At 49.1% G+C, this 25,755-nt stretch carries 36 protein-coding genes; 2 read left to right on the top strand and 34 right to left on the bottom strand.

Translation table 11 applies throughout. The features are described from left to right. Positions 1-12 precede the first annotated feature (12 nt). The 11 genes from BQ2674_RS05600 to BQ2674_RS05650 all read right to left on the bottom strand — a co-directional run bounded on the left by BQ2674_RS05600 (position 13) and on the right by BQ2674_RS05650 (position 12,273). Positions 13-1,086, bottom strand: coding sequence for an ABC transporter permease (locus tag BQ2674_RS05600; RefSeq protein WP_205407614.1), 1,074 nt, complete (start codon positions 1,084-1,086; stop codon positions 13-15). A gap of 23 nt (positions 1,087-1,109) precedes the next feature. Then, the gene (locus tag BQ2674_RS05605) at positions 1,110-2,234 is read right to left on the bottom strand and encodes an ABC transporter permease (protein ID WP_075572840.1); all 1,125 of its coding nucleotides are present in this window, start codon (positions 2,232-2,234) and stop codon (positions 1,110-1,112) included. Positions 2,235-2,238: 4 nt separating this feature from the next. After that, positions 2,239-4,068, bottom strand: a complete 1,830-nt coding sequence (locus BQ2674_RS05610; protein ID WP_235828825.1) for an ATP-binding cassette domain-containing protein — start codon at positions 4,066-4,068, stop codon at positions 2,239-2,241. Between the two features lie 18 nt (positions 4,069-4,086). Continuing rightward, entirely contained in the window at positions 4,087-5,076 is a 990-nt protein-coding gene (locus BQ2674_RS05615; protein ID WP_075572841.1) for an efflux RND transporter periplasmic adaptor subunit, read from the bottom strand. A gap of 91 nt (positions 5,077-5,167) precedes the next feature. Next, a complete protein-coding gene (locus BQ2674_RS05620; protein WP_075572842.1) occupies positions 5,168-5,914 on the bottom strand; it encodes a TRM11 family SAM-dependent methyltransferase in 747 nt (248 codons plus the stop codon). Beyond that, positions 5,914-6,789 carry a type II restriction endonuclease gene (locus BQ2674_RS05625; RefSeq protein ID WP_075572843.1) on the bottom strand — a complete coding sequence of 292 codons (876 nt, stop codon included), beginning with the start codon at positions 6,787-6,789 and terminating at the stop codon, positions 5,914-5,916. Before BQ2674_RS05625 ends, BQ2674_RS05620 begins: the two co-directional genes overlap by 1 nt. A gap of 37 nt (positions 6,790-6,826) precedes the next feature. Beyond that, positions 6,827-7,789, bottom strand: coding sequence for a DNA adenine methylase (locus BQ2674_RS05630; protein ID WP_075572844.1), 963 nt, complete (start codon positions 7,787-7,789; stop codon positions 6,827-6,829). 39 nt (positions 7,790-7,828) lie between these two features. Next, positions 7,829-8,404 (bottom strand): xanthine phosphoribosyltransferase, encoded by a 576-nt coding sequence (locus tag BQ2674_RS05635; RefSeq protein WP_075572845.1) that lies wholly within the window; start codon positions 8,402-8,404, stop codon positions 7,829-7,831. A gap of 15 nt (positions 8,405-8,419) precedes the next feature. After that, complete coding sequence (locus tag BQ2674_RS05640) at positions 8,420-10,783, bottom strand: endonuclease MutS2 (RefSeq protein WP_075572846.1); 2,364 nt, start codon at positions 10,781-10,783, stop codon at positions 8,420-8,422. A gap of 126 nt (positions 10,784-10,909) precedes the next feature. Next, positions 10,910-11,722, bottom strand: a complete 813-nt coding sequence (locus BQ2674_RS05645; RefSeq protein WP_075572847.1) for a peptidase U32 family protein — start codon at positions 11,720-11,722, stop codon at positions 10,910-10,912. 32 nt (positions 11,723-11,754) lie between these two features. Beyond that, positions 11,755-12,273, bottom strand: a complete 519-nt coding sequence (locus BQ2674_RS05650) for a gamma carbonic anhydrase family protein (RefSeq protein WP_075572848.1) — start codon at positions 12,271-12,273, stop codon at positions 11,755-11,757. A gap of 255 nt (positions 12,274-12,528) precedes the next feature. Here BQ2674_RS05650 and BQ2674_RS05655 point away from each other — a divergent pair, with 255 nt between their 5' ends. Together BQ2674_RS05655 and BQ2674_RS05660 are read left to right on the top strand one after the other, a co-directional pair. After that, entirely contained in the window at positions 12,529-13,074 is a 546-nt protein-coding gene (locus BQ2674_RS05655) for a glutathione peroxidase (protein ID WP_075572849.1), read from the top strand. 27 nt (positions 13,075-13,101) lie between these two features. After that, a complete protein-coding gene (locus BQ2674_RS05660; protein ID WP_075573369.1) occupies positions 13,102-14,583 on the top strand; it encodes an aldehyde dehydrogenase family protein in 1,482 nt (493 codons plus the stop codon). 50 nt (positions 14,584-14,633) lie between these two features. Here BQ2674_RS05660 and BQ2674_RS05665 read toward each other — a convergent pair whose 3' ends face one another. The 23 genes from BQ2674_RS05665 to rpmC form a co-directional block, all read right to left on the bottom strand. Continuing rightward, entirely contained in the window at positions 14,634-15,104 is a 471-nt protein-coding gene (locus tag BQ2674_RS05665) for an 8-oxo-dGTP diphosphatase (protein WP_075572850.1), read from the bottom strand. A 14-nt stretch (positions 15,105-15,118) separates the two neighbouring features. Next, positions 15,119-15,544: a DUF3783 domain-containing protein gene (locus BQ2674_RS05670; protein ID WP_075572851.1), complete on the bottom strand. Its 426-nt coding sequence runs from the start codon at positions 15,542-15,544 to the stop codon at positions 15,119-15,121. 80 nt (positions 15,545-15,624) lie between these two features. Beyond that, positions 15,625-15,963 carry a 50S ribosomal protein L17 gene (gene rplQ / locus BQ2674_RS05675; protein ID WP_075572852.1) on the bottom strand — a complete coding sequence of 113 codons (339 nt, stop codon included), beginning with the start codon at positions 15,961-15,963 and terminating at the stop codon, positions 15,625-15,627. Between the two features lie 15 nt (positions 15,964-15,978). Further along, complete coding sequence (locus BQ2674_RS05680) at positions 15,979-16,962, bottom strand: DNA-directed RNA polymerase subunit alpha (RefSeq protein ID WP_075572853.1); 984 nt, start codon at positions 16,960-16,962, stop codon at positions 15,979-15,981. Positions 16,963-17,014: 52 nt separating this feature from the next. Beyond that, positions 17,015-17,413, bottom strand: coding sequence for a 30S ribosomal protein S11 (gene rpsK / locus BQ2674_RS05685; RefSeq protein ID WP_187364808.1), 399 nt, complete (start codon positions 17,411-17,413; stop codon positions 17,015-17,017). A gap of 21 nt (positions 17,414-17,434) precedes the next feature. Continuing rightward, positions 17,435-17,803 carry a 30S ribosomal protein S13 gene (gene rpsM / locus BQ2674_RS05690; protein ID WP_075572854.1) on the bottom strand — a complete coding sequence of 123 codons (369 nt, stop codon included), beginning with the start codon at positions 17,801-17,803 and terminating at the stop codon, positions 17,435-17,437. A 19-nt stretch (positions 17,804-17,822) separates the two neighbouring features. After that, complete coding sequence (rpmJ, locus tag BQ2674_RS05695; protein WP_006791131.1) at positions 17,823-17,936, bottom strand: 50S ribosomal protein L36; 114 nt, start codon at positions 17,934-17,936, stop codon at positions 17,823-17,825. 21 nt (positions 17,937-17,957) lie between these two features. Then, a complete protein-coding gene (gene infA / locus BQ2674_RS05700; protein ID WP_023053313.1) occupies positions 17,958-18,176 on the bottom strand; it encodes a translation initiation factor IF-1 in 219 nt (72 codons plus the stop codon). A 272-nt stretch (positions 18,177-18,448) separates the two neighbouring features. Then, a complete protein-coding gene (gene map, locus BQ2674_RS05710; RefSeq protein ID WP_075572856.1) occupies positions 18,449-19,198 on the bottom strand; it encodes a type I methionyl aminopeptidase in 750 nt (249 codons plus the stop codon). A 1-nt stretch (position 19,199) separates the two neighbouring features. Then, positions 19,200-19,850, bottom strand: coding sequence for an adenylate kinase (locus BQ2674_RS05715; RefSeq protein ID WP_075572857.1), 651 nt, complete (start codon positions 19,848-19,850; stop codon positions 19,200-19,202). A gap of 16 nt (positions 19,851-19,866) precedes the next feature. Continuing rightward, on the bottom strand, positions 19,867-21,129 hold the full coding sequence (gene secY / locus BQ2674_RS05720; protein WP_075572858.1) for a preprotein translocase subunit SecY: 1,263 nt from the start codon (positions 21,127-21,129) through the stop codon (positions 19,867-19,869). Between the two features lies 1 nt (position 21,130). After that, entirely contained in the window at positions 21,131-21,571 is a 441-nt protein-coding gene (rplO, locus tag BQ2674_RS05725) for a 50S ribosomal protein L15 (protein ID WP_075572859.1), read from the bottom strand. Positions 21,572-21,591: 20 nt separating this feature from the next. Next, a complete protein-coding gene (gene rpmD / locus BQ2674_RS05730; RefSeq protein WP_075572860.1) occupies positions 21,592-21,771 on the bottom strand; it encodes a 50S ribosomal protein L30 in 180 nt (59 codons plus the stop codon). Positions 21,772-21,788: 17 nt separating this feature from the next. After that, positions 21,789-22,289 carry a 30S ribosomal protein S5 gene (gene rpsE / locus BQ2674_RS05735; RefSeq protein ID WP_075572861.1) on the bottom strand — a complete coding sequence of 167 codons (501 nt, stop codon included), beginning with the start codon at positions 22,287-22,289 and terminating at the stop codon, positions 21,789-21,791. A gap of 17 nt (positions 22,290-22,306) precedes the next feature. Further along, positions 22,307-22,666: a 50S ribosomal protein L18 gene (gene rplR / locus BQ2674_RS05740; RefSeq protein ID WP_075572862.1), complete on the bottom strand. Its 360-nt coding sequence runs from the start codon at positions 22,664-22,666 to the stop codon at positions 22,307-22,309. 31 nt (positions 22,667-22,697) lie between these two features. Further along, on the bottom strand, positions 22,698-23,240 hold the full coding sequence (rplF, locus tag BQ2674_RS05745) for a 50S ribosomal protein L6 (protein ID WP_075572863.1): 543 nt from the start codon (positions 23,238-23,240) through the stop codon (positions 22,698-22,700). A 16-nt stretch (positions 23,241-23,256) separates the two neighbouring features. After that, positions 23,257-23,649 carry a 30S ribosomal protein S8 gene (rpsH, locus tag BQ2674_RS05750; RefSeq protein WP_075572864.1) on the bottom strand — a complete coding sequence of 131 codons (393 nt, stop codon included), beginning with the start codon at positions 23,647-23,649 and terminating at the stop codon, positions 23,257-23,259. A 27-nt stretch (positions 23,650-23,676) separates the two neighbouring features. Beyond that, positions 23,677-23,946: a 30S ribosomal protein S14 gene (gene rpsN / locus BQ2674_RS05755; protein ID WP_075572865.1), complete on the bottom strand. Its 270-nt coding sequence runs from the start codon at positions 23,944-23,946 to the stop codon at positions 23,677-23,679. A 14-nt stretch (positions 23,947-23,960) separates the two neighbouring features. Further along, positions 23,961-24,506, bottom strand: coding sequence for a 50S ribosomal protein L5 (gene rplE / locus BQ2674_RS05760; RefSeq protein WP_075572866.1), 546 nt, complete (start codon positions 24,504-24,506; stop codon positions 23,961-23,963). Positions 24,507-24,527: 21 nt separating this feature from the next. Next, on the bottom strand, positions 24,528-24,845 hold the full coding sequence (rplX, locus tag BQ2674_RS05765; protein ID WP_075572867.1) for a 50S ribosomal protein L24: 318 nt from the start codon (positions 24,843-24,845) through the stop codon (positions 24,528-24,530). A 20-nt stretch (positions 24,846-24,865) separates the two neighbouring features. Beyond that, positions 24,866-25,234 (bottom strand): 50S ribosomal protein L14, encoded by a 369-nt coding sequence (rplN, locus tag BQ2674_RS05770; protein ID WP_006943106.1) that lies wholly within the window; start codon positions 25,232-25,234, stop codon positions 24,866-24,868. A gap of 25 nt (positions 25,235-25,259) precedes the next feature. After that, positions 25,260-25,514: a 30S ribosomal protein S17 gene (gene rpsQ / locus BQ2674_RS05775; RefSeq protein WP_075572868.1), complete on the bottom strand. Its 255-nt coding sequence runs from the start codon at positions 25,512-25,514 to the stop codon at positions 25,260-25,262. A gap of 45 nt (positions 25,515-25,559) precedes the next feature. After that, positions 25,560-25,754 (bottom strand): 50S ribosomal protein L29, encoded by a 195-nt coding sequence (gene rpmC / locus BQ2674_RS05780; protein ID WP_075572869.1) that lies wholly within the window; start codon positions 25,752-25,754, stop codon positions 25,560-25,562. Position 25,755 lies beyond the last annotated feature (1 nt).

A 25,755-nucleotide genomic window follows, 5' to 3' on the forward strand; every position in this document is an offset into this window, starting at 1 on the left:
AGAGTCCCTCCGTTACTGCGCCTTATTTCTAAATAACCATCCTGCCGCCGGCATTGTGGCGGCGGCTATGCAAATCATCGGCACGAAGTCAAAGGAAACATCTGCCAATGCAGCCCCTTCGAGGTAAATACGGCGCACCGCATCAACGGCGAAGCGTAACGGGTCGATATAGGTAATATATTGAAGAAAGTCCGGCATATTATGAATCGGTGTCGCCACCCCCGAAAGGAGTACCAACGGCATCATAAACACGAGGAGGTACACAAGAACTTGCTGCATGTTCTTGGCTATAGACGAGAGAATGAGCCCGAAGCCGGTTCCGCTCAAGGAAAAAACGGTAATAACGGCCATAAGGGCAAAAAAAGAACCGTTAAAAGGTACGTCAAACCAATACCGTGCCAATAAGAAAAGCAACGTGCTTTGAAAAATCCCTACGCACATCGGCGCGAGCGCTTTGCCGGCTAAGATTTCCGATTGCGTCAACGGCGTTACCAGGAGCTGGTCAAAGGTCCCCTGTTCCCGTTCTTTCGCTACGGACATGCCTGAGAGCATCAGGATTTGGATGAATGAAATCATAGCGATGAGGGACGGCAAGAAATTCCATCGCGACATCTGGTTCGGATTGTACCACGTCCGCGTGACAAGTTCCGCCGGACTCTTAATGCCATGCTCCGCATTACAGGTCATGACGATATTCGTCACATAGCTTTCGGCACGGCCTGCAATCGAAGGATTACGGCCGTCCAGAAGAAGCTGGACGGCCGCTTCCCGACCTCCCCGGACACGATCTTCGAAATCGGACGGAAAGACGACGGCAAAAATAACCTCACCTGATTCTACCAGTCGTCCCGCATCCTCTACATTACCGACTGTCGCCTTTCTTTCAAAAAAACCGGTCCCATCCAAATGAGACAAGACCTCACGTGACGATTGGCCATGTGACTGATCCACCACCGCATAAGGCGCCTCAAGCAAATCATAGTTGGCGGCATAGCCGAAGAGGGCCCCTTGGATAATAACTCCCATCACGATGATGAAGCGCAGCCGCGGATCTTTGAAGATACTCAAAAATTCCTTTTGAATCATAAATAACAACTGCTGCCGGCGCATCACTCCACCTTCTTTCTCGTCAGACGGAATGTGAGCCCGAAGAACAGTCCCAAATAGCCCAGTAAGATCAGACCGTTTTTGATGATAAGCGCCCAATTATTACCTACGAGGAGAAGTGATTTTAAGAGTTGCAAATAGTAGGTAGTAGGGAACAGTTCGCCGATCACCTGGATGGCAATCGGCTCCGAATGAAAGTCAAAAATGAATCCCGAGAGCATTACCGACGGCAAAAAGCTCACATAAACAGCCACCTGACAGGCAACGAATTGATTCCTTGTGAGGGCCGAAATGACAAGGCCGATACACAGGGCCACCATCAAATAGAGCATGGATACTCCCACGATGAGGATAAGAGACCCTCGCATCGGCAAATCATACAACATGCGTCCGGCAACAAGGCATAGGCACAGCCCTCCCACGGCGACTGCAAAGTAAGGTAAAATCTTCGCCACGACAATTTCCCATACGCGGACGGGTGTTACAAAGAGGGATTCGAAGGTGCCCCGCTCCCATTCGCGGGCCATGACGATAGCCGTCAGAAATACCCCCGTAATGGTTAGGACGAGCATCAAAATACCGGGTACGAAGAACCATGTGGACGTATTTGCATCGTTGAACCAAAGGCGACTGTCTACCGTAATTTGTCCGTATCCCCGATTCCCCGCCTCGGTGCTTGCCGCCATAGACGCCGCCTTTGCAAGAACCGCCGTCGACACATAGGCGCCAGTCACTTGCGCCGTCGTTGCGTCGCCGCCGTTCAGAATAAGCTGGATTTGCGCTTCCTGACGATAGAGCTTTGATGTGAAATCGGCAGGCACTACAATGATCGCATCCGCTTCATGAGCAGTCAGCATCTTGGTTGCTATTTTCATATCATACACATAGGTCGGATTAAAATATTCCGAACCGTCCGTAAAACTCACCATTTGCCGCGCCGTTGGCGAATTATCTTCCAACACAACCGCCACCGGTACATGCTTTACGTCAAGGCTCATGCCGTAACCGATGATTAAAATAAGCATGAGAGGGAGTACAATCCCCATGAGGAGTGAACTGTTGTCGCGAATCAGCTGGAATACTTCCTTACGGAGGAGCGCCCCTAAACGGTTGCTTGTTCGATTCATGTACTCACCTCCTCGCCTCTTCTACAATACGAATAAAAATTTCATTCATATCCGCACGGTCCGCGTGCATCTGCTGCCGTATTTCATCAGGCTTACCGAGGACGAGCAGGTTGCCGCGATCCTGAATAATGAAGCGGTCGCAATACTCGGCTTCTTCCATAAAGTGGGTCGTAACAATAATGGTCGTCCCCTCCAGGGCAAGACTCGTAATTCGCTGCCAGAACGCGCGCCGCGCCAGAGGATCGATACCGGAGGTAGGTTCATCAAGAAATAAAATTTGCGGCTTATGAATGAGTCCGGCAGCCATCGACAGGCGCTGTTTATATCCCATGGATAATTCATCAGCCGCTACATTTCTTTTTTCCGTTAAATGAAATTCTGCCAACAATTCTTCAATACGGTTTTTAAGCTTGTCCCCGAACAACCCGTAAGCACCGCCGAAGAATCTGAGATTTTCGTACACTGTAAACGTCCCGTACAATGAGAATTTTTGCGCCACATAACCGATATTCGCCCGCGCCTCCGTACGGGCTGTCCGCAAATCAACACCGGCCACGGACAAGGAACCGTCGGTAATCGGCAAGAGCCCGCAGAGCATTTTAAAGGTCGTCGTCTTGCCGGCCCCGTTAGGGCCCAGAAGGCCGAACACCTCTCCTTGGTGTACATTGAAGGTCGTACGATTAACAGCCACGAAATCTCCGAACTTCTTTACCACATGATCTACGGCAATATCGATAGGCCCTGTTTCCAAATCGGTTTTAAAGGTCTTTACCTCCGACGGAGTAATGCCCGTGTAAGATGAATCGTCTTCAACCTCTCCCGTTTGCGGTGTATTTCCGTCCGGCTGTCCCGCTTTGTAGAGAATCATCATAAAAGCATCCTCTAAAGAGCTGTCTACAGGCTTTACATCAGTGTTTAAGGGGGCTAACCAGGGCACGACACCCCCTGCTTCACGAGTAATAAATCGCACCACCCCATGAGAAGGCACAGCATCAATGACACGCGGATCGTCGAGGAGGCGACTTTGCAACATCCGCAGGGGAATCGTCGCCGGCGGCGTCGCTTCAAAGCAACGTCCCGCAGCCATTTTGCCGAGCACATTCGGATGATCCATGGCAAGAATATGCCCTCCATGCATCATATACACGTAATCACATCTTGCCGCTTCATCCATATAGGCCGTACTGACAAGAACCGATAAGGATTCATCGGCGATAAGCTGCTCCAATATGCCCCACAATTCCCGGCGCGACAAGGGGTCAACGCCGACATTCGGCTCATCCAAAATTAAAAGCTTCGGCGACCGCACAAGGGTGCACGCAAGACCCAGCTTTTGCTTCATCCCGCCCGACAGGTTGCCGGCTAAACGCTCTGTAAATTGGTCAAGCCCCATCATAACCAGTAAGCGGTGAAAGCGCCCCGGGCGAGTCTTCCCGGGCACACCGTGGAGATCCGCGTAGAGCTCCATATTTTCCTTCACCGATAAATCTTCATAGAGGCCGAACTTCTGCGGCATATAACCTAATTGCTCCTGTACCTCTTGCGGATGGTCGGGAACGGATAATCCGAAAGCGACAAGATCCCCGCCGGTCGGCGTCATCAATCCGCAAAGAAGACGCATGAAGGTGGTCTTGCCCGCTCCGTCAGGACCGATAAGCGCCGTCATTTTTCCCTTCCTGACAGTTATGTTCAAATGGTCCAGGGCGATTGTTTCCGTTCCTGCTTTATCTGTAAACACCTTGTAGAGATTTGCAGCACGCACTAAGGCAGTGTCATCCATCGCTTCTGTTGCGGCAACCGAAATTTTGGGCATCACCGATTGTTCTCCACTCATGACGGTCCTCCTCTGCATCTACAGATCGAATATAACCGTAGCCGGCATACCCATACGAAGGACATTATCCGTATCATCTACGTAGACACGGACTTCGTACACAAGGGCTGTCCTAAGTTCATTGGTTTGTACAGTCTTCGGCGTAAATTCCGCCGTTCCCGAAATATAGCCTACTTGGCCTATCAAGATTTTATTGAGTCCGTCAAGCTTTACATGCGCTTCCTGACCTTCGTGAATCTTCGGTAATTCCGTTTCATTTACATACGCCCGTATCCACTTTCGTGTCAATACGGATTCTTTGAATACCGGTTTTTGCGGGGACGCCATATCACCCGGTTCAAGCAAACGAGACCGAATCACACCATCACTTGGTGCCTTGAGTTCGTATTGCGACAACACATATTCTTGGCGCGCCAACTCATCCTTTATGGATTGGAGTGTCGCTTCCGCTTGTGCCACATCTTCCGAGCGGGAACCGTTAACAAGTTTGTCCAGTTCCGCTTTGGCTTGCGCCAATTGGGCCTGCGCCGCCTCGTAATTCGATTGCTCTTTATCGAACTCCAATTCCGAAATCATACCTTGCCGGGCCAGTTCCCGTTTACGGCTAAAGGAACTTTCCGCCAGGTTCAAAGCGGCTCCGGCTTGATCCGCAGCATCTTGAGCTGCCCGAATATCTTCTGCACGAGCCCCGTTTACAAGCTTATCTACTGCTGCCTGTTGAGCTGCAATTTGGGATTTTAATTTATCAATAGAGAGAACGAGCTCATGACTGTCGAGCTTGGCAAGGACTTGGCCGGCTTTCACCGTATCGCCTTCATTCACGAAAATCGAATCAATGCGATCGCTGGCACGGAACGCGAGGGATACCTCGCGAATATCCACATTGCCGGATACCGACAAGACTGTATGACGCGGCACGTAAACCTGACTATAGTACGTATAACTGCCTCCAACCGCAAGAACTGCAATGATAACGGCACCAACAATAAATTTTTTCCTCATATCCATAATCAACCTCTAACCAACCATAATTTTTTATGATTACATTATACCGTCATGCAAAATTTTCGCACATCATTAGGTATGGGTCATTTAATTTTTATTTTTTGAAAACAAAAAGATATTCATGCGCGATGAGCAGGAAATTGTATTTTATACTGTTCGTCTTCCAATATCCCGTAGCACGGCAGTTATGTTGTTCTTTTATAATCAATTCTTTCAGCCTAAAGCCGGATTCCTCAAAAATACGCATAACTTCAAAAGACATGGGCTGCATATATCCCTTTTTACGCGTATCGCCCATGAGAATGGCACAGAATTTACTGGGCTTTAAAACGCGATAAGTTTCTGCGGCAACTTTCTTCATTTCATCAAGAAATGAATCTATTTTCAACAGCGACAAATCTTCCTGAATATTTTCACTGTAATGAATAATATCGGCATAGGGCGGATGCGTACAAATTAAGTCGATACTTTCATCTGATAAGAAATCCAACTCCCGCGCATCACCCTTGTGAAGCGCTATATTACCGTCAGCACCTTCATGTGTAAAGTCAATCTTTTCTTTACACCGTTCTAAGGCAACGTCGTTCACATCAATACCGATGCAATTACGGTTTAATAATTTCGCCTCAACCAAAGTCGTACCACCGCCGACAAACTGATCCAACACCAAATCGCCTACTTCAGAATAGCGTAACAAAATATTTCGAGGAATATAGGGCGACCAGTTGCCGCGCCATTTGGCATCATGTGTAGCCCAATCACCTCTTTGCGGAAAGGACCAAAGTGTCGTCATCTGCAGCTCAAAATTTTCAGGCTCCCATTTTTTTATCTTCGTTACCATTATACAAATACTTCTCCCACAATACCGTTTTCTAAATCCTTAATGTTATAAATGTGTTCCATAATATCAAAAGTCTCTTCTAAATTGTGTCGTGCACTTGCCCAACCCTTGCCATCTGTGAACCAAACAAAGGCAAAGCCCTCTATCGTATCCGTTTCCAAGGCCAAAGTCTTGTAGCTGCGTGCCGTTTCATTCAGCTTACTGCCGGCACTGGCATAAAAATTGGCTTCAATTCCATAAGTCATGTTTTTTGTCTTAACAACAAAATCAAACCGCTTCTCTGCCCTTCCGTCATTAGAAATGGCACCTAAGTCAATGCCCCACTTGCCCGTAATTTCGTGAATATACATTTCTTTAAAATAGGAGTCTCCTTTTACGAAGCCATTTTTCTTAATAAACGATTCAACCAGGTCTTCCATCAAATGACCGCCGCGATTCTTTCTACCGTTTGAATCAAGCCCTGTTTCTACACCTGTGGCATAGTCGAATACGCTTTGAATAATTCGGTGCGACAATAATTCAAAAAGGCCAGTCCTCTCCATGAAATATACATATCGGTCAACAGGTATTCGATTTTCTGTAAATACTTGATGAGAAAAATCATAAATATAACCGCCCTGTTCATCTTGGCAGTATATCTCCTCTTTTCTGACAGCTAATAGTAAGGGGATACATTTCAACACCTCCGGGTATTTCCCGAGAATATGTCGGAAGTCTTTTTCTATAGTCTTTGAACCGACAAGGGTATTCAATATATTTAACTCTATTTTTAATTCGGCCACATTACGATAGACTTTGGCAAAGTCGATATAATAGTCATACGTCGCAATGCTGTCGCGAAAACCGGCCATCCATTTCATAAAGTCTCGTTTCATACTTCGCCTCCTCTCAATTTAATTTAACATGTTTGCTTTAAAAATTGCTGATAAGCAGTTCTTTTATTTTTCCCCGAGCCGAACCTTTGCTGTTAATAGCCCGTTTAGCTTCCACTCTTCGTATCTTGAAGGCTCTGTACAGGTCATCAAAAAAGTTATCCTTGTCATCAATGTTTTTAGGATCCCCGTTGCTCAATAGGAATTTTGCCCCTTTTCCGGCAATACGTTTGACAAATTCCCCCAATTCCAATTGTGCCGTATCATCAAATCCCGCATCAGTGTATGCCGTAAAGGCGGCCGTTTTAGTAAGCGGACGATACGGCGGATCAAGGTAGACAAAGGTTTTGTCGTCAATAAAAGCTTCAGCTTCCACATAGCTCCCACAGGCAATAGTTACATTCTTTAATTTTTCCGCCACTGCGTAGAGATTTTTCGCATCACAAATCAAGGGTCGCTTATAGATCCCCATGGGCACGTTGAAGATGCCTTGTTTATTAACGCGATAAAGCCCGTTAAAACAGGTCTTATTCAAAAAAATTAAAAGGGCCGCCCGCCGTACTGCCGTCGTTTCGTCATGCAGCGCTCTTAATTCATTAAATTCATGCCGTTTTTCCAGATAATAAGTCTTACGTGTCTCTATAGCCTGCGGAATGTATTCCCTTTCATATGAAGCAAGAATTTCCACAAGAAAGTCTGTCCGGTCCCGTATGGCCTTATAGGCGACAATGAGATCCTCGTTTGTGTCGCTTATATACACGCGCGACAGCTCATAACGCTTGAGAATGTCGAATAAAACAGCACCGCCGCCGATAAAAGGCTCTACATATGCATCTATATGGCCGTCACCGAAGGGATAGTATGCTGAAATTTCGGCCAATAGCTGCCCTTTTCCTCCGGCCCATTTCAAAAAGGGCTTGCCCTTGTTCGCTACCGCCGGTTTATAATCATCCTTTCGGAAGATATATGTTAGTGCATTATTGCTTGCTGCTGTGGATTCCATAAATTGCTCCTATTGTAAAACCAATATTTTATAACTGTCTTATTCCACAAAAACAGGCTTGTTGTTTACAAAAGCGGCAATGCGCGCCAGGGATTCGACGCGGTAGCCTTTTTCTTCCAGAGCCGCCCGGCCCGGTTGAAAGGTCTTTTCGATGACTATGCCTACGCCCGCTACAACGGAACCGGCCGTTTCGACGATAGACGCCAGTCCCAGCGCGGCGGCACCGCTGGCGAGGAAGTCATCCATAATAAGAATCTTCTCACCTGCCGGGATATAGGCCTTATTGACGCTTGCCGTATAAGTTTCTTCTTTTGTATACGAGTAAATATCCGCCGTGTAAACGTCGTCCTCCATAAGGATGGATTTTTTCTTGCGTGCAAAAACGAAGGGTATATTCCCCATAGCCGCAGACGTTGCCATTGCAACGGCAATACCCGATGATTCTATGGTTAAAATGCGATCCGCCTGTACGTCTGCAAAACGGGCGGCAAATTCCCGACCCATATGCATTATAAGGGCTGTATCAATCTGCTGATTAAGAAAATTATCAACTTTTAAGAGGCGGTTATCAATGATTGATCCGTCCTGTACGATACGTTTCTTCAGTTTCTCCATCTGTCCCCCGAAGTATTAAAAGTGTACGACCGTCACGCCGTCGCCGCCGCTTTGAGCATCATCCGGAGCGTAGGCTTTCACAAAAGGCTGGGCTGCCAAATACTCGTGCACCTGCTTGCGCAGGGCACCGCTTCCCTTACCGTGAATAATCCGTACCGGACTGAAGCCGGCAGCCAGAGCCTGATCCAAAAAACGGGATACTTCCGGCAGCGCTTCGTTTCCTGTCTTACCGATAATGTTTATCTCTGTCGCCACGCGTCCCGTGCGTACGGGACGAAAGGTAGAGGCCGCAGCGGCACGTTTTTCCGCCTGCCGTTCTTTCTTTACTTCTTCCGGATAAGGTGCGCTGAGCTCGGCAAGGCCTACGCGGATAGTCATGCCCCGTGCCGAGACGGTCAGGCGTTTACCCTTTATTTCTTCCACCTTGCCCAAGGCACCGAGAGAGTTGATATATACGGTGTCACCCGGTTTCAGCGTTTTCGAATTCACGGGAATGCGGTTCTCTCCCGTAACGTCAGGCAAGGAAATTTGTTGTATTTCTCTGCGTGCCCGGTCGATGGCACGGGATTTTTCCCGTTCTGTCGCCTCCCGCGACAAATGCTTGAGGTCACGAATAATCCGTTCCGCTTCAAGTCGCAGTTCACGCTTCAAGTCGGCCGCTTCACGGCGACTTGAAGCAATAATATCCTGACGCTTGGCGGCAGCCTTCTCCTTTTCCCGGCGCAACCATTCTTCATGGCTCTTTGCTTCCGCTAAGAGCCGCTCCAGCTCGGTCCGTTCTTCATCCAGTTGCCGTTCCCTGTCGTTGAGCTTCGTCAAGACCGCTTCTATATCGACGTCTTGTGCACGGCTGCGCAGGTTTCTCGCTTTTTCCAGGATGGGCGCAGGCATACCGAGGCGTTCGCTGATATTGAAAGCATGGCTGCTGCCGGCTGAACCTATGCGCAGCTTGTACGTAGGCCGCAATGTCTCCGTATCGAATTCGACGTGGCCGTTTTCGACACCCGGCGTATTGTAAGCATAGTTTTTCAAATCGTTGTAATGGGTCGTCACCATGGCGAAAGCGCCCTTTTTACAGATTTCTTCCATAATGGCGATAGCCAAAGCGCAACCTTCGGCCGGATCCGTGCCCGAGCCGATTTCGTCGGCGAGGATCAAGTCGTTAGCCGTGCTGTGCATAATAGTGTAAATGAGCTGCTTCATATGGCCAGAAAAGGTACTGAGATTTTGGGCAATATCCTGTTCGTCGCCAATATCCGCAAAGATGTCGCCGAAAACGGGAAGCTCCGAGCCGTCGCGCACGGGAATGAAGAGACCGGACTGATACATAAGGACCAAAAGACCAAGGGTCTTCATGGCCACGGTCTTGCCGCCCGTATTGGAACCCGTTATAAGAAGGATACGATATTCGCCGCCGAGAAGAATCGTATTGGCGACGACCGCATCGGCGGGAATCAGAGGATGCCGCGCACCGTAAAGCTTAACGGCCCGCTTCGTTGACAGCATCGGACGCTGCGCCTTCATGCGTATGGCCAGACGAGCTTTTGTAAAAGCAAATTCCAAGTGAGCCACGGCAGCCGTACTCGTCATCAAGTCATTATAATTTTCCGCTACGAGCGCCGTAAGGCGGCGGAAGATGCGCTCCACTTCCTTTGTCTCACCCAGACGCGCCGCCTGCAAATCGTTATTTGCATCTACAAGAGCCATGGGCTCTATGTAAAGAGTCGCGCCGCTCGCGGACATGTCGTGGACAATACCCGGAAAGGCATGCCTGTATTCCTGCTTGACCGGAATGACACTGCGGTTGTTGCGCACGGTCACTATAGTATCCTGAAAGTACTTCTGATACTCTTTGTTGGCGAGAATCGTATTGATATACCGCTTCGTACGCCGCTCCAATTCGGCAATGCGGCCTCGCAGACGCAGAAGCTCGGCCGATGCGTTGTCACGAATACGGTTTTCTTCATCAAAGACGCCGGAAAATCTTCGCTCAAGCTGCGTGAAATCGCCTATTGCCCGCGCTTTTTCCGAAAGCTGTACATAGTCTCCGTATTTCGTCTCAAAGAAGTCCTTAATTTCACCGTAACGGCGGACGTTCTCCCAAAGGACAACGCATTCGGCGCCGTCCAAGGGTACTTCCCGCTTCGCCTTTTCCAGCTGCGGCCGAATGTCGCCGCTGCCGCCTAAGGGCACGGATCCTTCCCGTTCCAGACAGGTGAGCGCCTCTTCCGTATCATTCAGAGCACGCGCGATTTCGTTTTCATTATCATAAGGTTTTATATCTTGCGCCAACTCTTTCGACAGACGCGACGGCGCCTCTCGGACGAGCATATCCCGAATTTCGTTGAATCCGAGAATGCGCATGCTTCGTTTATTCATATCAAGCTCCCGATCAATCCGTAATACCGCGGAAAAAATGGCCCCGTGTTACGGTCCTGTCTTCTTTTGACACATGCGACGGCCGCTCTCCATCACAAAGACGCCTATACAGCTTGACAACACGTCTCAGCCACTCGGCATCACGGCCCCGCCCTTCAATGCGCAAGACTGAAATGCCCGGCAAGAAAAGGGCTCTTGCCTTTCCGCAACGGTTGCGCCGAATCGGCCGGACAAGGCTTCCCGGCAGAGGGCCGTACATAGGCAGCCAGGCGACAAGCCGTCATTTCTTCCGTCATCCGGCGGCGCAGATCGTTGAGAACGCTCGCCGGCAGCATACTGTCTTCCGACCAAAGCGTCAACGAGTCCAAGGTATAGACAGTATTGCCGAGGCGGCCCCCCCATGAAGCTGCTCATGAGGCACTGACCCGAATAAGACATGCACGATGCACCATGAATGAAGACCTCCACGGCAAGCTCCGTCTGCGCGCAAATGGCCGCGATTTCCGCAAGGCTGAGCTCCCGTGCCAAGACGACCTGCGTAAAGCCCAAGCGTTCTAAAAAACGTACGCCTTCTATGTCGGCAACGGTCATTTGTGTGCTGCCGTGGAGCGGCAGATCCGACACGGTCTCATGAGCAATTTTAGCAACGGCCAAGTCCTGAACGATAATGCCGTCGACCTTCGCTTCGTCGAGAAAACGCAAATAATCCCGCAATTCCGCCATTTCCGCGTCTGCAACGACAATGTTGACGGTCGTATAAATGCGCACGCCGAAAAGATGTGCAGTCTCTACGGCCGTGCGTATTTCCTCATTATCCAGATTGTGTGCAAATTTCCGGGCACTGAAGGCCCTGCCGCCCAAGTAGACGGCATCGGCTCCCGCATCGATTGCGGCCCGCACGTGCGCAAGTGAACCGGCAGGTGCCAATAGTTCCGCCATATATCTGCTCTCCCGCTTACAATTCGCTCTGCTTATGCCTGCCAGTCCGTATACTGCGAACTCAAAGCATGGTATTCCATAACCGCTTTCTTCGTCTCTTCGACAGCCGCATCCTCCAAAGTCCGGACAATACGCGCCGGGTTGCCGTAGACGAGAGAGCGGTCGGGAACGGTCTTGCCCTGCGTAATGAGCGTACCCGCACCGACAATACAGCCTGAGCCGATATCTGTCCAGCCCATGGCGCAGACACACATGCCGATGAGTGTGCAGCGGCCGATGCGGCGGCCGTGTACCATGGCGTTGTGGCCGATGAGTACGTAAGGCTCAATCTCCAAGGGCGTATCGACGTCGGCATGCAGAGTCGAATTATCCTGTACGTTCGTATAGGCGCCGATGTGAATGGAGCTGATGTCGCCGCGAATGATGACGTTCGGCCAAATACTGACACCTTCGTCAATAGTAATATCACCGATCAGAACGGCCGTCGGCGCAATAACGGCGGTCTCATGAATCTTCGGCCTCTTTCCGTTGAAGCTTTCAATATATGCCATATAACAGTCCTCCGCTTCAGATATTTTTATTATTATACCATTATTTTACCTCTATACAGAACATTTGAGGCGGATATATTCATGTCTTTCCTGCACTTCACTTATTCTATTCCTAAAATGCACTACAATAGTATTGATTTATTTTTTTCTTTCCACTATACTGTATATAACTTCTCTAAATGGATAACTGTTATTAGCAATTTTCTGTTTAGAGCAACACAAAAGATAAATATTCTGAATTTTGGAGGAAAAATCATGAACATTTATGATTTCAATGTAAAAAATATTAAAGGCGAAGAGGTTTCTCTTGCCGATTACAAGGGCAAGGTCGTACTAATCGTCAATACGGCCAGTAAGTGCGGATTTACGCCGCAATACGAAGGTTTGGAAGCATTATATAAGAAGTATAAGGACCGGGGTTTCATTATACTCGGTTTCCCGTCCAACCAATTTCTTGCACAGGAACCGGGCAGTGCGGAAGAAGTGCAGTCTTTCTGTAAGCTGAACTTCGGCGTAACATTCCCGCTCTTTGCCAAGACAGACGTCCGAGGCAAAAGCGCGGCGCCTTTGTTTACTTACTTAAGCGATGCGGCACCTTTCCAAGGCTTTGAAACAGACAAGGAAATGGGTAAACTGATCCAACAGGTCGTAAGCGAACATTATCCGGAAAATGTCGAAGGCAACGGCATAAAATGGAATTTCACAAAGTTCCTTGTCAGCCGCGACGGGAACACAGTCACGCGGTTTGAACCGACTGTAACGCCGGAAGAGTTGGAACCGGCTGTAAAAGCGGCTTTATAAGCTCAAATGAAAGGAGCGATGATTATTATGTCTAAATACGTGCAAAACTCCTATAATCTGTACATTGACGGGAAATGGGTTCCCGCAAGTGACGGCAAGACCTTTAAAGAGTACAACCCGTCCAACGGCGAACTCCTCTCAACCGTTGCGGAGGCGACGAAAGACGATGTGGACACAGCCGTAAAAGCTGCAGCAAAAGCGCTGGAAACGTGGAAACACACGTCGCCTATCGAACGGCAGAATCTGCTCTTAAAAATCGCTGAAATCATTGATGCCAACGCGGAACACTTGGCAATGGTGGAAACGCTCGACAACGGCAAGCCCCTGCGTGAAACACGGGCAGTGGACATCGCCTTGGGCGCCGATCACTTCCGCTACTTCGCCGGTGCCGTACGCACACAGGAAGGGCGCGCTATCATGCTCGACGACCACACACTGAGCCTGGTCGTACACGAACCGATCGGTGTTGTCGGCCAGATCGTACCTTGGAATTTCCCCTTCCTCATGGCGGCTTGGAAACTGGCCCCAGTCTTGGCGGCAGGTTGTACTACCGTGCTCAAACCGTCGAGTTCCACGTCTCTCAGTGTACTTGAACTGATGCGCCTTATCGGCGATATCATCCCGGCAGGCGTAATCAACGTCATCACCGGAGGCGGTTCCCGCACGGGCCAATACCTCCTCGACCATCCGGGCGTACAGAAGCTCGCCTTCACGGGTTCAACGGAAATCGGCTATGACGTGTATAAGGCGGCTCAGGAAAAGATGGTGCCTGCAACCTTGGAATTGGGCGGTAAATCGGCAAATATCTTCTTTGACGATTGCAAGTGGGATATGGCTATGGACGGCGCCCAATTAGGTATCCTCTTCAATCAGGGGCAGGTTTGCTGCGCAGGATCCCGTATTTTCGTACAGGAAGGCATTTACGACAAGTTCGTCCACGATCTGGCTGAACGATTCGGACGCGTAAAAGTAGGTCTTCCTTGGGAAGAAGGCGTACAAATGGGCTCGCAAATCGACGGCAAACAGGTTCAAAAAATCCTTGATTATGTCGAAATCGGCAAAAAAGAAGGAGCCCGCCTCATTTGCGGCGGTGAAAAGATTACGGAAGGCGGTCTCGACAAGGGCAACTTCATTCGCCCGACAATTTTTGCTGATGTAACGAACGACATGCGCATTGCTCGCGACGAAATCTTCGGCCCCGTCGTCTGCATCATCAAGTTTAAAGACGAAAAAGATGTCGTCGCCATGGCAAATCAATCGGATTACGGATTGGGCGGTGCCGTTTGGACGCGAGACATCAACAAAGCGCTGCGCGTAGCCAATGCGGTAGAAACGGGTCGTATGTGGATCAATACGTACAACGCCATTCCCGCCGGTGCTCCCTTCGGCGGCTACAAACAGTCCGGTATCGGCAGAGAAACGGACAAGACAACGCTTGAACACTACACGCAAACCAAGAATATTTACATCAACATTTCCGAATCACCTTCCGGTTTATACGAAAGCTAACTTACGCTTCCCGGAAGCAAAGAGCGGCCTCACGCGAGGCCGCTCTTTGCTTATTCATGTTTATAAATTTCCATTCGGTCCACCTGCTCGCCGCCGGCGGCAAAGGTAACAATGCCTTTAATTTTTTCGCCCTTCAGGAGCATAGGTAACCAGACGCGATCGCCTTGCCACATTTCATCGTATGGAAGGTTATCTGCCGAAAAAAATCGCGGCTCCATCTCTTCCGTCTCCACCGGCGTCCCTGTCCATGTACGGGCAAAGTATATATACGTAATATGGTCATCGTTCGGGGATGCGGGAAAATGGAAGTCCAAAAATCCGATAATCTCCAAGTCTTCCGGCGCCGCTATAAGGCCCGCTTCTTCATGCAGCTCCCGCACGGCGCACTGGCGAAAGGTCTCACGTCCTTCAAGCTTGCCGCCGAAACCGTTCCACTTATCGGCGCCGAAGCCGCGCTTCTTACGCCCCAAAAGAAGCCTGCCGTCCGCCGTGATGGGAAAACACAGTGTCGTCGGTCGCACAGCGTATACCTCCTTCAGCGGGATCTGTTCTTCTTAAAATACTCATGTTCTTCCTGTAATTCGTAGAGAATAGTATGAATGTTCCAGCCTACATTATTGGGCGTGAGCATGGCTTTTAAGGGAATGTACTTCACCTTGCCCCGCTTAATCGCCTCCAAAAACTCGTGAGCCGCCGCCTGATCGAAGCCGCAGAGAATGACGGCTTCTTTCATTACGGGTTCCGCATCGTCGGGAATAGCCGTTCCCTCTATCGTATCCTGCGCAAGGGCGGAAATTTCTGCCGTTTCCTCCTCCGTCAAACCGATGAGCTCGCCGACGGTCTTATCTTTTTCGTCTTCCCCTACGGCCCGCACTTTCGCCTGTGCCGTAAGGCCGACATGTTTCAATAGACGCAGTCGTTCTTCGTCGAAGTTGACGGCCAATATAGTTCTGTAAGCCATGAAACCTCCTTTAATAAAGAAAGCGTTGCAGAACTCTGCAACGCTTTCTGCCGTAAGGTCCTATTCCGTACCGAACGGCCTTAAACCAGTTCAATAATCACGACGGGAGCCGCATCGCCCTGACGGACACCCACCTTAATAATGCGCGTATAACCGCCTTGGCGTTCCTTATATTTCGGAGCTACTTCTGCAAACAGTTTTCTTACTACGTCTTCATCCGTTATGTATGCCAATGCCTGACGGCGCGCATGCAAGTCGCCGCGTTTAGCAAGGGTCAGCATCTTATCTGCTACTTTGCGAAGTTCTTTTGCCTTCGCTTCCGTAGTCTCAATGCGTTCATGCCGGAATAAAGAGGTAACAAGGCTGCGCAATACTGCTTTGCGCGCAGAGCTGTCGCGTCCTAATTTTCTATAAGCCATCGTTCATCCTCCTCATTATTCATCATTAGGCTTCAATTCAAGGCCGACGTCTTTAAGTTTTACAATAATTTCATCAACCGATTTCTTGCCGAGGTTGCGGATTTTGGAAAGTTCCGCTTCCGAATGGGCAATCAAGTCAGAGATGGTATAAATATTGGCACGTTTCAGACAATTGGATGCACGAACGGATAATTGTAAGCGATCGATGGATTCGTCACCGATACCGCCGCCCGTACCGCCTTCATCGCCGCCCTCTTCTTCATCCCCGTCGGGAACGAAAGGCGGCTTTTGCAATTCATCGTCTGTCGTAGCCAATTTTTTAAATTCGTCCAAATAGCAAGTCATGATAGAAGCTGCCGATGCCAACGCGTCGGCAGCCTTAATGCTGCCGTCTGTCTGAACTTCCATGGTCAACGAATCATAATCCATTTCGTTGCCGACCCGAACATTATCGACTTCATACTTAGCCCGTAAAATAGGGGAATAAATCGAATCGATAGGTATGACGCCAATGACGTCCGTTTCCTTCTTATTCTTTGTCGAAGGAACGTAGCCTTTTCCCTTTTCAATATGACAATGCATACGAATATGCGCATCTTCATCCAAGGTGGCAATATGAAGTTTCGGGTTCAAAATTTCTATGTCTGAGTTTACGTTGAGGTTTTCAGCCGTAAATACGCATTCTCCCGAAATATCCACGATAATATCCGCTTCCGTCAGTTCATTGCGTGTGAACTTCATGCGAACCTGTTTAAGGTTCAAAATGATTTCAGAAACATCTTCCCGTACACCGGGAATCGTAGAAAATTCATGAAGGACGCCGTCGATCTTAATCGATGTAACGGCAACGCCTTCAAGAGAAGACAAGAGGACGCGTCGCAAGCTGTTCCCCAAGGTGATTCCATAGCCCCGATCAAGAGGCTTGCATACGAATTTTCCAAAGGTTCCGCTTTCGTCAGACTCAACGGATGTCACTTTAAAAATGTTTTCGTTACTCATGTGGAAAATCCTCCTATTCCAGAATCAAAATCAATCGCCGCGAGGCCATTGATTATACGCGTCTCCGCTTGGGAGGACGACAACCGTTGTGAGGAATAGGGGTAACGTCTTTAATGGAATTTACTTCCAGTCCTGCAGCCTGCAAAGCACGAATAGCCGCTTCACGACCGGATCCCGGGCCTTTAACGAATACATCTACCTGGCGAAGGCCGTGTTCCATAGCCGCTTTGGCAGCCTGTTCCGCAGCCATCTGCGCAGCAAAGGGCGTACTCTTACGGGAACCGCGGAAACCGAGACCGCCCGCGCTTGCCCAAGACAAGGCATTGCCTTTCGTATCGCTGATCGTAACAATGGTGTTATTGAAGGTAGAACGGATATGTGCAGCACCGGATTCTACATGCTTTTTTTCTCTTTTCTTGTTACTTCTTACGTTATTTTTAGCCAAAATCATTTCCCTCCTTACGCAACAATATTATTTTTTCTTACCTGCAATCGCTTTTCTCGGACCCTTGCGAGTACGCGCGTTCGTCTTCGTACGCTGTCCGCGCAGAGGAAGCCCCGAGCGATGCCGTTTGCCGCGGTAAGAGTTAATTTCGATAAGGCGTTTAATATTAAGAGCCGTATCACGGCGCAAATCGCCTTCTACCTTGTATTCTTCGCCAATGAGTTCGCGAATTTTCTGCACTTCGTCTTCCGTCAAATCACGAACGCGCGTGTCCGGATTGACGCCCGTTTTCTTTAAAATCTCCTGTGAGGAAGAAAGGCCGATTCCGAAAATGTATGTCAATCCAATTTCAACTCGTTTATCGCGTGGTAAATCCACACCGGCTATACGTGCCATCTATTCATCCACCTCCTTATTAACCTTGCTTTTGTTTATGTTTCGGATTTTCGCAAATAACCATTACGCGGCCTTTGCGCTTGATAATTTTGCATTTATCGCAAATCTTTTTTACTGAGGGTTTTACCTTCATAATTACCTCCTACGCAAGCAGTTATTTGAAGCGATATGTAATACGCCCGCGGCTCAAGTCGTACGGAGTAAGTTCCATCGTAACTCTGTCTCCGGGCAAAATACGGATAAAGTTCATGCGCATCTTACCGGAAACATGAGCCAATATAATATGGTCATTCTCCAACTTTACCTTAAACATGGCATTCGGCAACGCTTCAACAACAATACCTTCAACTTCAATAACATCTTCTTTAGACATGTACTACTCCTCCCCGGTCAAAATCCGTTTCGTCCTGCTTATCAGTTCGCGTATACACCGATCATCTTTATAACGATGCGGCTCTGCGCTCGGTTCTAAAGGCTTGAGATGTCGGCAGTTTTTTTTCTTGGGCTTTTCCTTCTTGTATTTCCTACCGTCAGCGATATACACATACGGATAAGCCCCTACTGCGACAACTGCATATATGCCGCCTTTATCTTTACCTGTCAGACTGAGAACCGTCATTCCGACAGACTGGTGAACCCTGTTCATTATGACTGTAAAGTCAGGATTTCCGGACCGTGATCGGTAACGGCAACAGTGTGCTCAAAATGGGCTGCCGGTTTCTTATCCTGTGTAATAACAGTCCATCCGTTATCAAGCTGACGTACCTTCTCGGTACCCATATTGATCATCGGCTCGATGGCCAGGACCATGCCTTCTTCCAACAGCACACCGTGTCCGGCCCGGCCGTAATTGGGAACTTCCGGTTCTTCGTGCATATCCGCGCCGATGCCGTGACCGACATAGTCTCGAACGACGCCGTAGCCGAAAGATTCCGCGTACTGCTGCACGGCCTGCCCGATGTCACCCATGTGCTTGCCGGCGACGGCCTGTTCGATGCCCTTGTAAAGACATTCTTCCGTCACTTCAAGCAGTTTAAGCGTTTCAGGCGACACGCTGCCGACAGGAATCGTAATTGTTGAGTCACCGTGATAGCCGTCTTTATTTACAACCAAATCAACACTGATTATATCACCGTCATGCAATTTTCGGTGACCGGGAATACCATGTACCACTTCTTCATTCACGCTGGCACAAATCGTTGCGGGAAAACCGCAGTAGCCCTTGCAACTGGGGAAAGCGCCTTGGCTGCGAATATACTCTTCACAGCGCCGGTCCAGTTCTCCCGTCGTCACACCCGGCTTGGCCAGTTCCCTCATGAGGGCCAACGCGTCTGCTGTAATGCGTCCGGCTGCGCGTATGTAACCGATTTCGCGTTTGGACTTTAATATAATCATCTTACTTGCCCTTTTTCAAACTTGCCACGATGGCGTTGAAGACCGTATCCATATCCTGCTGACCGTCCACTTCAATATAAAGGTTCGAATTTTTGTAATAGTCAATCAAGGGTTTGGTCTGAGCCGCATACACGGAAAGACGTTTTTTAACGGTTTCGGGCTTATCGTCATCACGCTGATACAATTCGCCGCCGTCCTTGTCGCAAGTGCCTTCCGTCTTGGGCGGCTTGGACGTCAAATGATAGGTGGCGCCGCAGCTGCGGCAAATGAGACGGCCCGTTGTGCGCCGTACCAGCTCTTCATCGGGGACGGCAATGTTGATAACGCCGTCCAGCTTGATACCGAGGTCGCGGAGAATCGCGTCAAGCGAGACGGCCTGCGACGTCGTGCGCGGAAAGCCGTCAAGGATGAACCCTTCCTTACAATCATCCTTTGCCAGTCTTTCCCTGACAATGCCGATTGTAACCGCGTCGGGAACCAATTGGCCGCCGTCCATATACTTCTTGGCTTCCAGACCGAGAGGTGTCTGTTCCTTTACGGCCGCACGGAACATGTCACCGGTGGAAATCTGAGGAATCTTGTATTTTTCAATCAGTCGTTCGGCCTGCGTGCCTTTACCGGCACCGGGAGGGCCCATTAACAGAATATACACTCAAATTGCCTCCTTCTTATTTTACAAAGCCTTGGTACTGTTTATTCAGCACCAACGATTCGGCCTGCTTCATCGTATCGATGGCGACACCGACGACGATAAGGACGGCCGTGCCGCCGAAGTAGACGCCCTGAATGCCTGTAATCCAACCGATAAAATTCGGCAAGATGGCAACAAAAGCCAAAAAGATAGCGCCTGCCAAGGTAATGCGCGTCATGATTCGATCAATAAACCTTGCCGTCGGCTGCCCCGGGCGAATCCCCGGAATAAAGCCGCCGTACTTCTGCATATTTTCGGTCATCTGCGGAATATTAAGTGAAATGGCCGTATAGAAGTATGTGAAGAATATAATTAAAACCGCATAGGCAATAGTATTGCCCAAGGTACCCCACCCGAATACAGTCGCCAACCACTGAATGGTGTCATTTTGGATAAACTGGGCGATCGTAATCGGAAACATGAGTACGGACGAGGCGAAAATAATGGGAATAACGCCTGCCTGGTTTACTTTCAAGGGAATATGAGTCGAATGACCGCCGTACATTTTACGGCCCACAATTCGTTTCGCATATTGCACGGAAATTCGCCGCTGTCCCTGTGTTACTTCCACGACGATAACGATCATGAGCAGGGCAATGAGCGCAAAGAGCGCCGCCTGAAATACATTAATTGTTCCTGCCTGTACATATTGATACAGTGTGTTGACGCCGTTCGGGAAACGGGCGACGATACCCGCAAAGATAATCAGCGAAATACCGTTGCCGATGCCGCCAGCCGTAATCTGATCGCCGAGCCACATAAGAAAGCATGTGCCTGCCGTCAGAATGACGGCAACCATGAGAACCATGGTCCAACTGTTGTCGATTAAGGCGTTATTAACTTTCAGGGCATAGCTCATGGCAAAGGCCTGAATAAAGCCGAGAAGGACCGTACCGTAACGAGTGACCTTTTGAATCTTGTCACGACCGTCCTGATTGTCCTTGGACCACTGCTCAAAGGTAGGGACGACCGCCGTCAACAACTGCATAATAATGGAAGCGTTGATGTACGGCGTAATACTCATAGCCAATACGGAAAACTTGCTCAATGCACCGCCGGAGAATAAATCAAGGAGGCCGAACAGGTTACCGCTGTTAAAGAGGCTTTCTATCGCCGTCGCGTCTACACCCGGAACGGGAATATGGACGCCGAGACGAAAGATGACGAACATTATCAAGGTGAATACTGCACGTTTACGAAATTCAGGAACATTTAAGACATTCCGAATGCTGTCCCACACCTTATACCACCTCTACTTTACCGCCGGCTGCTTCAATTTTCGCCTGTGCAGACTTGGTAAAGCCCTGGGCTACGACCGTAAGTTTCTTTTCGAGCTCGCCGCTGCCCAATATACGAACGCCGTCGCGGACATTCTTCAGTATTCCCGCTTCAACGAGAGCTACCGGATCGACAGTCGTACCGTCTTCAAAGCGATTCAATGTGGAAACATTAACTTCCGCATATTCTTTAGCCCAAATATTCTTAAAACCGCGTTTCGGCAGTAAACGATACAGGGGCATCTGGCCGCCTTCAAAGCCGGGACGTACACCGCCGCCGCTACGGGAGTTCTGGCCCTTCATGCCTCTGCCGGCAGTCTTGCCGTTGCCGGAGCCGATACCGCGACCGACGCGATTGCGTTTCTTCTTGGAACCGGGAATAATGCTCATTTCATGAAGTTTCAATTCAGCACACCTCCTTCGTATTAAATTTCTTCTACTTTAATCAAGTGTTCCACCTTGTGCAGCATACCCTTGATCTGGGGCGTGGCTTCTTTGACAACGGTGGAATTCGTTTTATGCAAGCCGAGAGCCGTAACGGTTGCGCGCTGATCGGCAGGACGTCCTGCCAAGCTCCGTACAAGCGTAACTTTAACTTGTGCCATTATTCATATCCTCCTTATTAACCGTAAATTTCTTCTACAGTCTTGCCGCGGAGTTCTGCCACTTTCTTGACATCCTTCAATTGCGCCAATCCTTGAATCGTAGCGCGAACCACGTTGTTCGGGTTGGAAGAACCGAGAGACTTCGTAAGGATATTACGCACGCCGACCAATTCCAATACGGCACGAACAGGACCGCCGGCAATAACGCCGGTACCTTCTGCAGCCGGTTTCAAGAGAACCTGACCTGCACCGAAAACACCTGTCGTCTGATAAGGAATGGTACCGTTTTTTAAGGACACTGTAACTAAATGTTTCTTCGCATCTTCAACACCTTTGCGGATAGCTTCGGGAACTTCACCGGCTTTACCCAATCCTGCACCTACACGGCCGTTTCCGTCACCGACTACAACCAAGGCACTGAAGGAAAAACGACGGCCGCCTTTAACTACTTTAGCAACACGGTTGATAAATACGACATTTTCTTGTAACTCAAGACCTGTATGGTCAACTTTTGCCATGTCTTATTTCCTCCTGATTAGAACTTCAAGCCCGCTTCACGAGCTGCATCGGCCAAAGCCGCTACGCGACCGTGATACAAGTAACCGCCGCGGTCGAATACTACCGTTGTAATGCCCTTTGCCACAGCCCGTTCGGCAACTAATTTGCCGACTGCCTTGGCGCCTTCTTTATTGCCGCCGTTAGCTTGGCCTTTCAATTCTTTATCCAATGTGCAGGCCGATACGAGGGTCGTACCGTTTACATCATCGATGAGCTGTGCGTAAATATGGTTCAAGCTGCGAAATACGTTTAAACGCGGACGTTCCGCCGTACCGCTTATATGCTTGCGCAAACGCCAATGACGCTTTACGCGAATCGCATTCTTACTGGATTTCAAGGAATTCACTCCTTTCTGTGAGAACAGATTATTATTTCTTCGTGCCGGCCTTGCCTGCTTTACGCCGTACATGTTCGCCTGCATAGCGAATACCTTTTCCCTTGTACGGTTCAGGCAAACGATAGCCGCGAATCTTAGCCGCAAACTCGCCTACGTGTTCCTTATTTATGCCGGATACGACGATTTGTGTAGCGCTCGGGCATTCTACGCTGATACCTGCAGGCGGATCCAATTCGAGGGGATGAGAGAAACCGAGCGTCAATGCCAGTTTCGCTCCTTTCATCTGCGCTCTGTAGCCGACGCCGACGATTTCCAGTTCTTTTTTAAATCCTTCCGTAACGCCTTGCACCATATTGGCAACAAGAGCCCGTGTAAGGCCGTGCAGGGCGCGATGGTTCTTTTCTTCCGTCGGACGTTCTACTGTAATAACGTTATCCTGTACTGTTACTTTCATATCCTGATGGAGCGTGCGGGTCAGTTCACCCTTCGGTCCTTTCACCGTAATGACCGGACCGTCAAGTTTAACCGTTACGCCTGCCGGGACATCAATAGGCATTCTACCTATACGTGACATATTGACACCTCCAAATTTACCAGACGTAGGCGATAACCTCGCCGCCTAACCCTAATTTACGCGCCGTCTTATCACTCATCACACCTTTGGACGTAGAGATTACGGCGATCCCCAAGCCGCCTAGGACGCGAGGGAGTTCTTCCTTTTTCGCATAAACGCGCAGGCCCGGTTTGGAAATCCGTTTAATACCGCTAATTACTTTTTCTTTATTGGAACCGTATTTCAACGTAACCTTCAAGGTCTTGCCGTCGTTTACGGACTCAAAATTCTTTACAAAGCCTTCTTCTTTCAGGATGTTAAGCACTGCCGCTTTCATCGTGGAAGCGGGCATTTCCACTTTTTCGTGATATGCCGAATTGGCATTGCGGATTCGCGTGAGCATATCCGCAATCGGATCGGACATTGCCATGTGTAAAAACCTCCCTTCGTTTATACGTTACCAGCTGGCTTTACGAACGCCAGGAATTTGGCCTTTATAGGCCAATTCACGGAATGTGATACGGCTGATACCGAATTTACGCATATAGCCGTGAGGACGACCGGTCACTTTGCAACGATTATGCAGCCGTACCGGCGACGCGTTGGCCGGCAGGCGGGAAAGTGCTTCATAGTCGCCTTTAGCTTTTAATTCCGCACGAAGCGCGGCATACTTGGCTACTATCTTTTCGCGTTTCTTTTCGCGTTCAAGCATCGACTTCTTTGCCATCTATATTTTCCTCCTTATTGCTGCTTTTCAAAAGGCATTCCCATTAAGGCCAGCAAATCGCGGCTTTCTTCGTCGCTGTTTGCCGACGTGACAATCGTAATATCCATGCCGCGAACCTTGTCGATCTTATCGTATTCAATTTCCGGGAAGATCAACTGTTCTTTCAAGCCGAGTGTATAGTTGCCGCGGCCGTCAAAACCGGTTGCGCTGATGCCGTGAAAATCACGAACGCGAGGTAATGCCAAATTCATCAGTTTGTCGAGGAATTCATACATGCGTCGGCCGCGAAGCGTAACTTTGCAGCCCAAATTCATGCCTTCACGAATTTTGAACGCCGCAATGGATTTTTTGGCTTTCGTAATAACCGGTTTCTGGCCGGAAATAATCGTCATATCACCGACAGCCGCGTCCAATGCTTTAGAGTTACCGACAGCTTCGCCTACGGCCATATTGATTACGACTTTCGTCACCTTCGGAATCTGCATTACGTTTTTGTAAGTATATTTTTCCTGTAAGCCTTTTACAACTTCAGAAAGATATTTGTCTTTTAATCTGGACACTCTCAAGGCCCTCCCTTCCTATTAGATAGCTTTGCCGCTCTTTACGGCAGTGCGCACTTTTGTGCCGTCCGCCTGAATAACGGTTCTGACGCGAGTCGGTTTACCGCTTTCCGGGTCGACGAGCATAACGTTGGAAACGTGAAGGGGAGCTTCCTTGGTGATAATACCGCCTTGAGGATTGTTCTGACTCGGTTTTGTGTGGCGTTTAACCTGATTGAGGCCTTCTACGACAACGCGGTCCTTTTTCGGATACGCGGCAATGACCTTACCCTTCTTGCCTTTATCTTTACCTGCGATGATAACGACCGTATCACCGGTTTTGATATGCATCTTTCCCATCTTGGAACACCTCCTCCGCTCTACAACACTTCCGGTGCCAAGGAGATGATTTTCATGAAATCTTTTTCACGCAATTCTCTGGCAACGGGCCCGAAGATACGAGTACCTTTAGGGCTTTTATCTGCATTGATCACGACTGCCGCATTTTCATCAAACCGGATATATGATCCGTCGGCGCGACGCAATCCCTTCTTGGAACGAACAATAACAGCCTTGACGACGTCACCTTTCTTGACAACGCCTCCGGGTGTTGCATCTTTGACAGTGGCAGTGATAATATCACCGATATTGCCGTATTTACGATACGAACCGCCCATGACTTGAATGCACAAGACTTTTTTAGCTCCCGTGTTATCGGCAACGTTCAACATAGTTTCTTGCTGAATCATGGCTTAACCTCCTAATTAATCAAGCTTATTTAGCTTTTTCGACTACCGTCACGACTCGCCAATGCTTCTGCTTGGACAAGGGACGCGTTTCTTCAATACGCACAATATCGCCCATACGGCATTCATTGTTTTCATCATGCGCCTTGAACTTTACAGTCGTAATCATCGGCTTCTTATAAAGCTTATGTTGTTCTTTATATTCAACGGCAACGACAACGGTCTTATCCATTTTATCGCTGACAACTTTGCCTACGCGGACTTTCCGTTCATTTCTTTCCATCTGTGTTGTGACCTCCTTTTAGATTTCCAAGTTCCGACTTATATGTTATGCACGTAATTCAGCTTCACGCTGGATTGTCTTAATACGGGCAATCGTCTTTTTTACTTCACGAATACGCATCGGATTCTCTAATTGGCCGGTCGCATGTTGAAAACGGAGGTTAAACAATTCTTCCTTAAGGCTAACCACCTTTTCATCCATTTCGGCAGCGCTCAGAGCACGGATTTCTTTAACCTTCATT

This window comes from Megasphaera coli, from assembly GCF_900095855.1.
Lineage (GTDB): Bacteria > Bacillota > Negativicutes > Veillonellales > Megasphaeraceae > Megasphaera > Megasphaera massiliensis_A.

Bases quoted from the DNA above. Each gene is read 5' to 3' on its own strand.
- rpsH (WP_075572864.1), bottom strand. From the start codon at position 23,649: ATGGCAATGTCCGATCCGATTGCGGATATGCTCACGCGAATCCGCAAT.
- BQ2674_RS05680 (WP_075572853.1), bottom strand. From the start codon at position 16,962: ATGAGTAACGAAAACATTTTTAAAGTGACATCCGTTGAGTCTGACGAA.
- rpmJ (WP_006791131.1), bottom strand. From the start codon at position 17,936: ATGAAGGTAAAACCCTCAGTAAAAAAGATTTGCGATAAATGCAAAATT.
- BQ2674_RS05655 (WP_075572849.1), top strand. From the start codon at position 12,529: ATGAACATTTATGATTTCAATGTAAAAAATATTAAAGGCGAAGAGGTT.
- BQ2674_RS05640 (WP_075572846.1), bottom strand. From the start codon at position 10,783: ATGAATAAACGAAGCATGCGCATTCTCGGATTCAACGAAATTCGGGAT.
- rplF (WP_075572863.1), bottom strand. From the start codon at position 23,240: ATGTCACGTATAGGTAGAATGCCTATTGATGTCCCGGCAGGCGTAACG.
- rplX (WP_075572867.1), bottom strand. From the start codon at position 24,845: ATGGGAAAGATGCATATCAAAACCGGTGATACGGTCGTTATCATCGCA.
- BQ2674_RS05615 (WP_075572841.1), bottom strand. From the start codon at position 5,076: ATGGATATGAGGAAAAAATTTATTGTTGGTGCCGTTATCATTGCAGTT.
- BQ2674_RS05620 (WP_075572842.1), bottom strand. From the start codon at position 5,914: ATGGTAACGAAGATAAAAAAATGGGAGCCTGAAAATTTTGAGCTGCAG.
- rpsN (WP_075572865.1), bottom strand. From the start codon at position 23,946: ATGGCAAAGAAGTCGATGCTTGAACGCGAAAAGAAACGCGAAAAGATA.
- BQ2674_RS05670 (WP_075572851.1), bottom strand. From the start codon at position 15,544: ATGGCTTACAGAACTATATTGGCCGTCAACTTCGACGAAGAACGACTG.
- rpsM (WP_075572854.1), bottom strand. From the start codon at position 17,803: ATGGCACGTATAGCCGGTGTGGATTTACCACGCGATAAACGAGTTGAA.
- rpmD (WP_075572860.1), bottom strand. From the start codon at position 21,771: ATGGCACAAGTTAAAGTTACGCTTGTACGGAGCTTGGCAGGACGTCCT.
- map (WP_075572856.1), bottom strand. From the start codon at position 19,198: ATGATTATATTAAAGTCCAAACGCGAAATCGGTTACATACGCGCAGCC.
- rplQ (WP_075572852.1), bottom strand. From the start codon at position 15,963: ATGGCTTATAGAAAATTAGGACGCGACAGCTCTGCGCGCAAAGCAGTA.
- infA (WP_023053313.1), bottom strand. From the start codon at position 18,176: ATGTCTAAAGAAGATGTTATTGAAGTTGAAGGTATTGTTGTTGAAGCG.
- BQ2674_RS05630 (WP_075572844.1), bottom strand. From the start codon at position 7,789: ATGGAATCCACAGCAGCAAGCAATAATGCACTAACATATATCTTCCGA.
- rplN (WP_006943106.1), bottom strand. From the start codon at position 25,234: ATGATTCAGCAAGAAACTATGTTGAACGTTGCCGATAACACGGGAGCT.
- rpsK (WP_187364808.1), bottom strand. From the start codon at position 17,413: ATGATTTTGGCTAAAAATAACGTAAGAAGTAACAAGAAAAGAGAAAAA.
- BQ2674_RS05605 (WP_075572840.1), bottom strand. From the start codon at position 2,234: ATGAATCGAACAAGCAACCGTTTAGGGGCGCTCCTCCGTAAGGAAGTA.
- BQ2674_RS05625 (WP_075572843.1), bottom strand. From the start codon at position 6,789: ATGAAACGAGACTTTATGAAATGGATGGCCGGTTTTCGCGACAGCATT.
- rpmC (WP_075572869.1), bottom strand. From the start codon at position 25,754: ATGAAGGTTAAAGAAATCCGTGCTCTGAGCGCTGCCGAAATGGATGAA.
- BQ2674_RS05650 (WP_075572848.1), bottom strand. From the start codon at position 12,273: ATGGCATATATTGAAAGCTTCAACGGAAAGAGGCCGAAGATTCATGAG.
- BQ2674_RS05635 (WP_075572845.1), bottom strand. From the start codon at position 8,404: ATGGAGAAACTGAAGAAACGTATCGTACAGGACGGATCAATCATTGAT.
- BQ2674_RS05645 (WP_075572847.1), bottom strand. From the start codon at position 11,722: ATGGCGGAACTATTGGCACCTGCCGGTTCACTTGCGCACGTGCGGGCC.
- BQ2674_RS05600 (WP_205407614.1), bottom strand. From the start codon at position 1,086: ATGATTCAAAAGGAATTTTTGAGTATCTTCAAAGATCCGCGGCTGCGC.
- BQ2674_RS05660 (WP_075573369.1), top strand. From the start codon at position 13,102: ATGTCTAAATACGTGCAAAACTCCTATAATCTGTACATTGACGGGAAA.
- rpsE (WP_075572861.1), bottom strand. From the start codon at position 22,289: ATGGCAAAAGTTGACCATACAGGTCTTGAGTTACAAGAAAATGTCGTA.
- BQ2674_RS05610 (WP_235828825.1), bottom strand. From the start codon at position 4,068: ATGAGTGGAGAACAATCGGTGATGCCCAAAATTTCGGTTGCCGCAACA.
- rpsQ (WP_075572868.1), bottom strand. From the start codon at position 25,514: ATGGAAAGAAATGAACGGAAAGTCCGCGTAGGCAAAGTTGTCAGCGAT.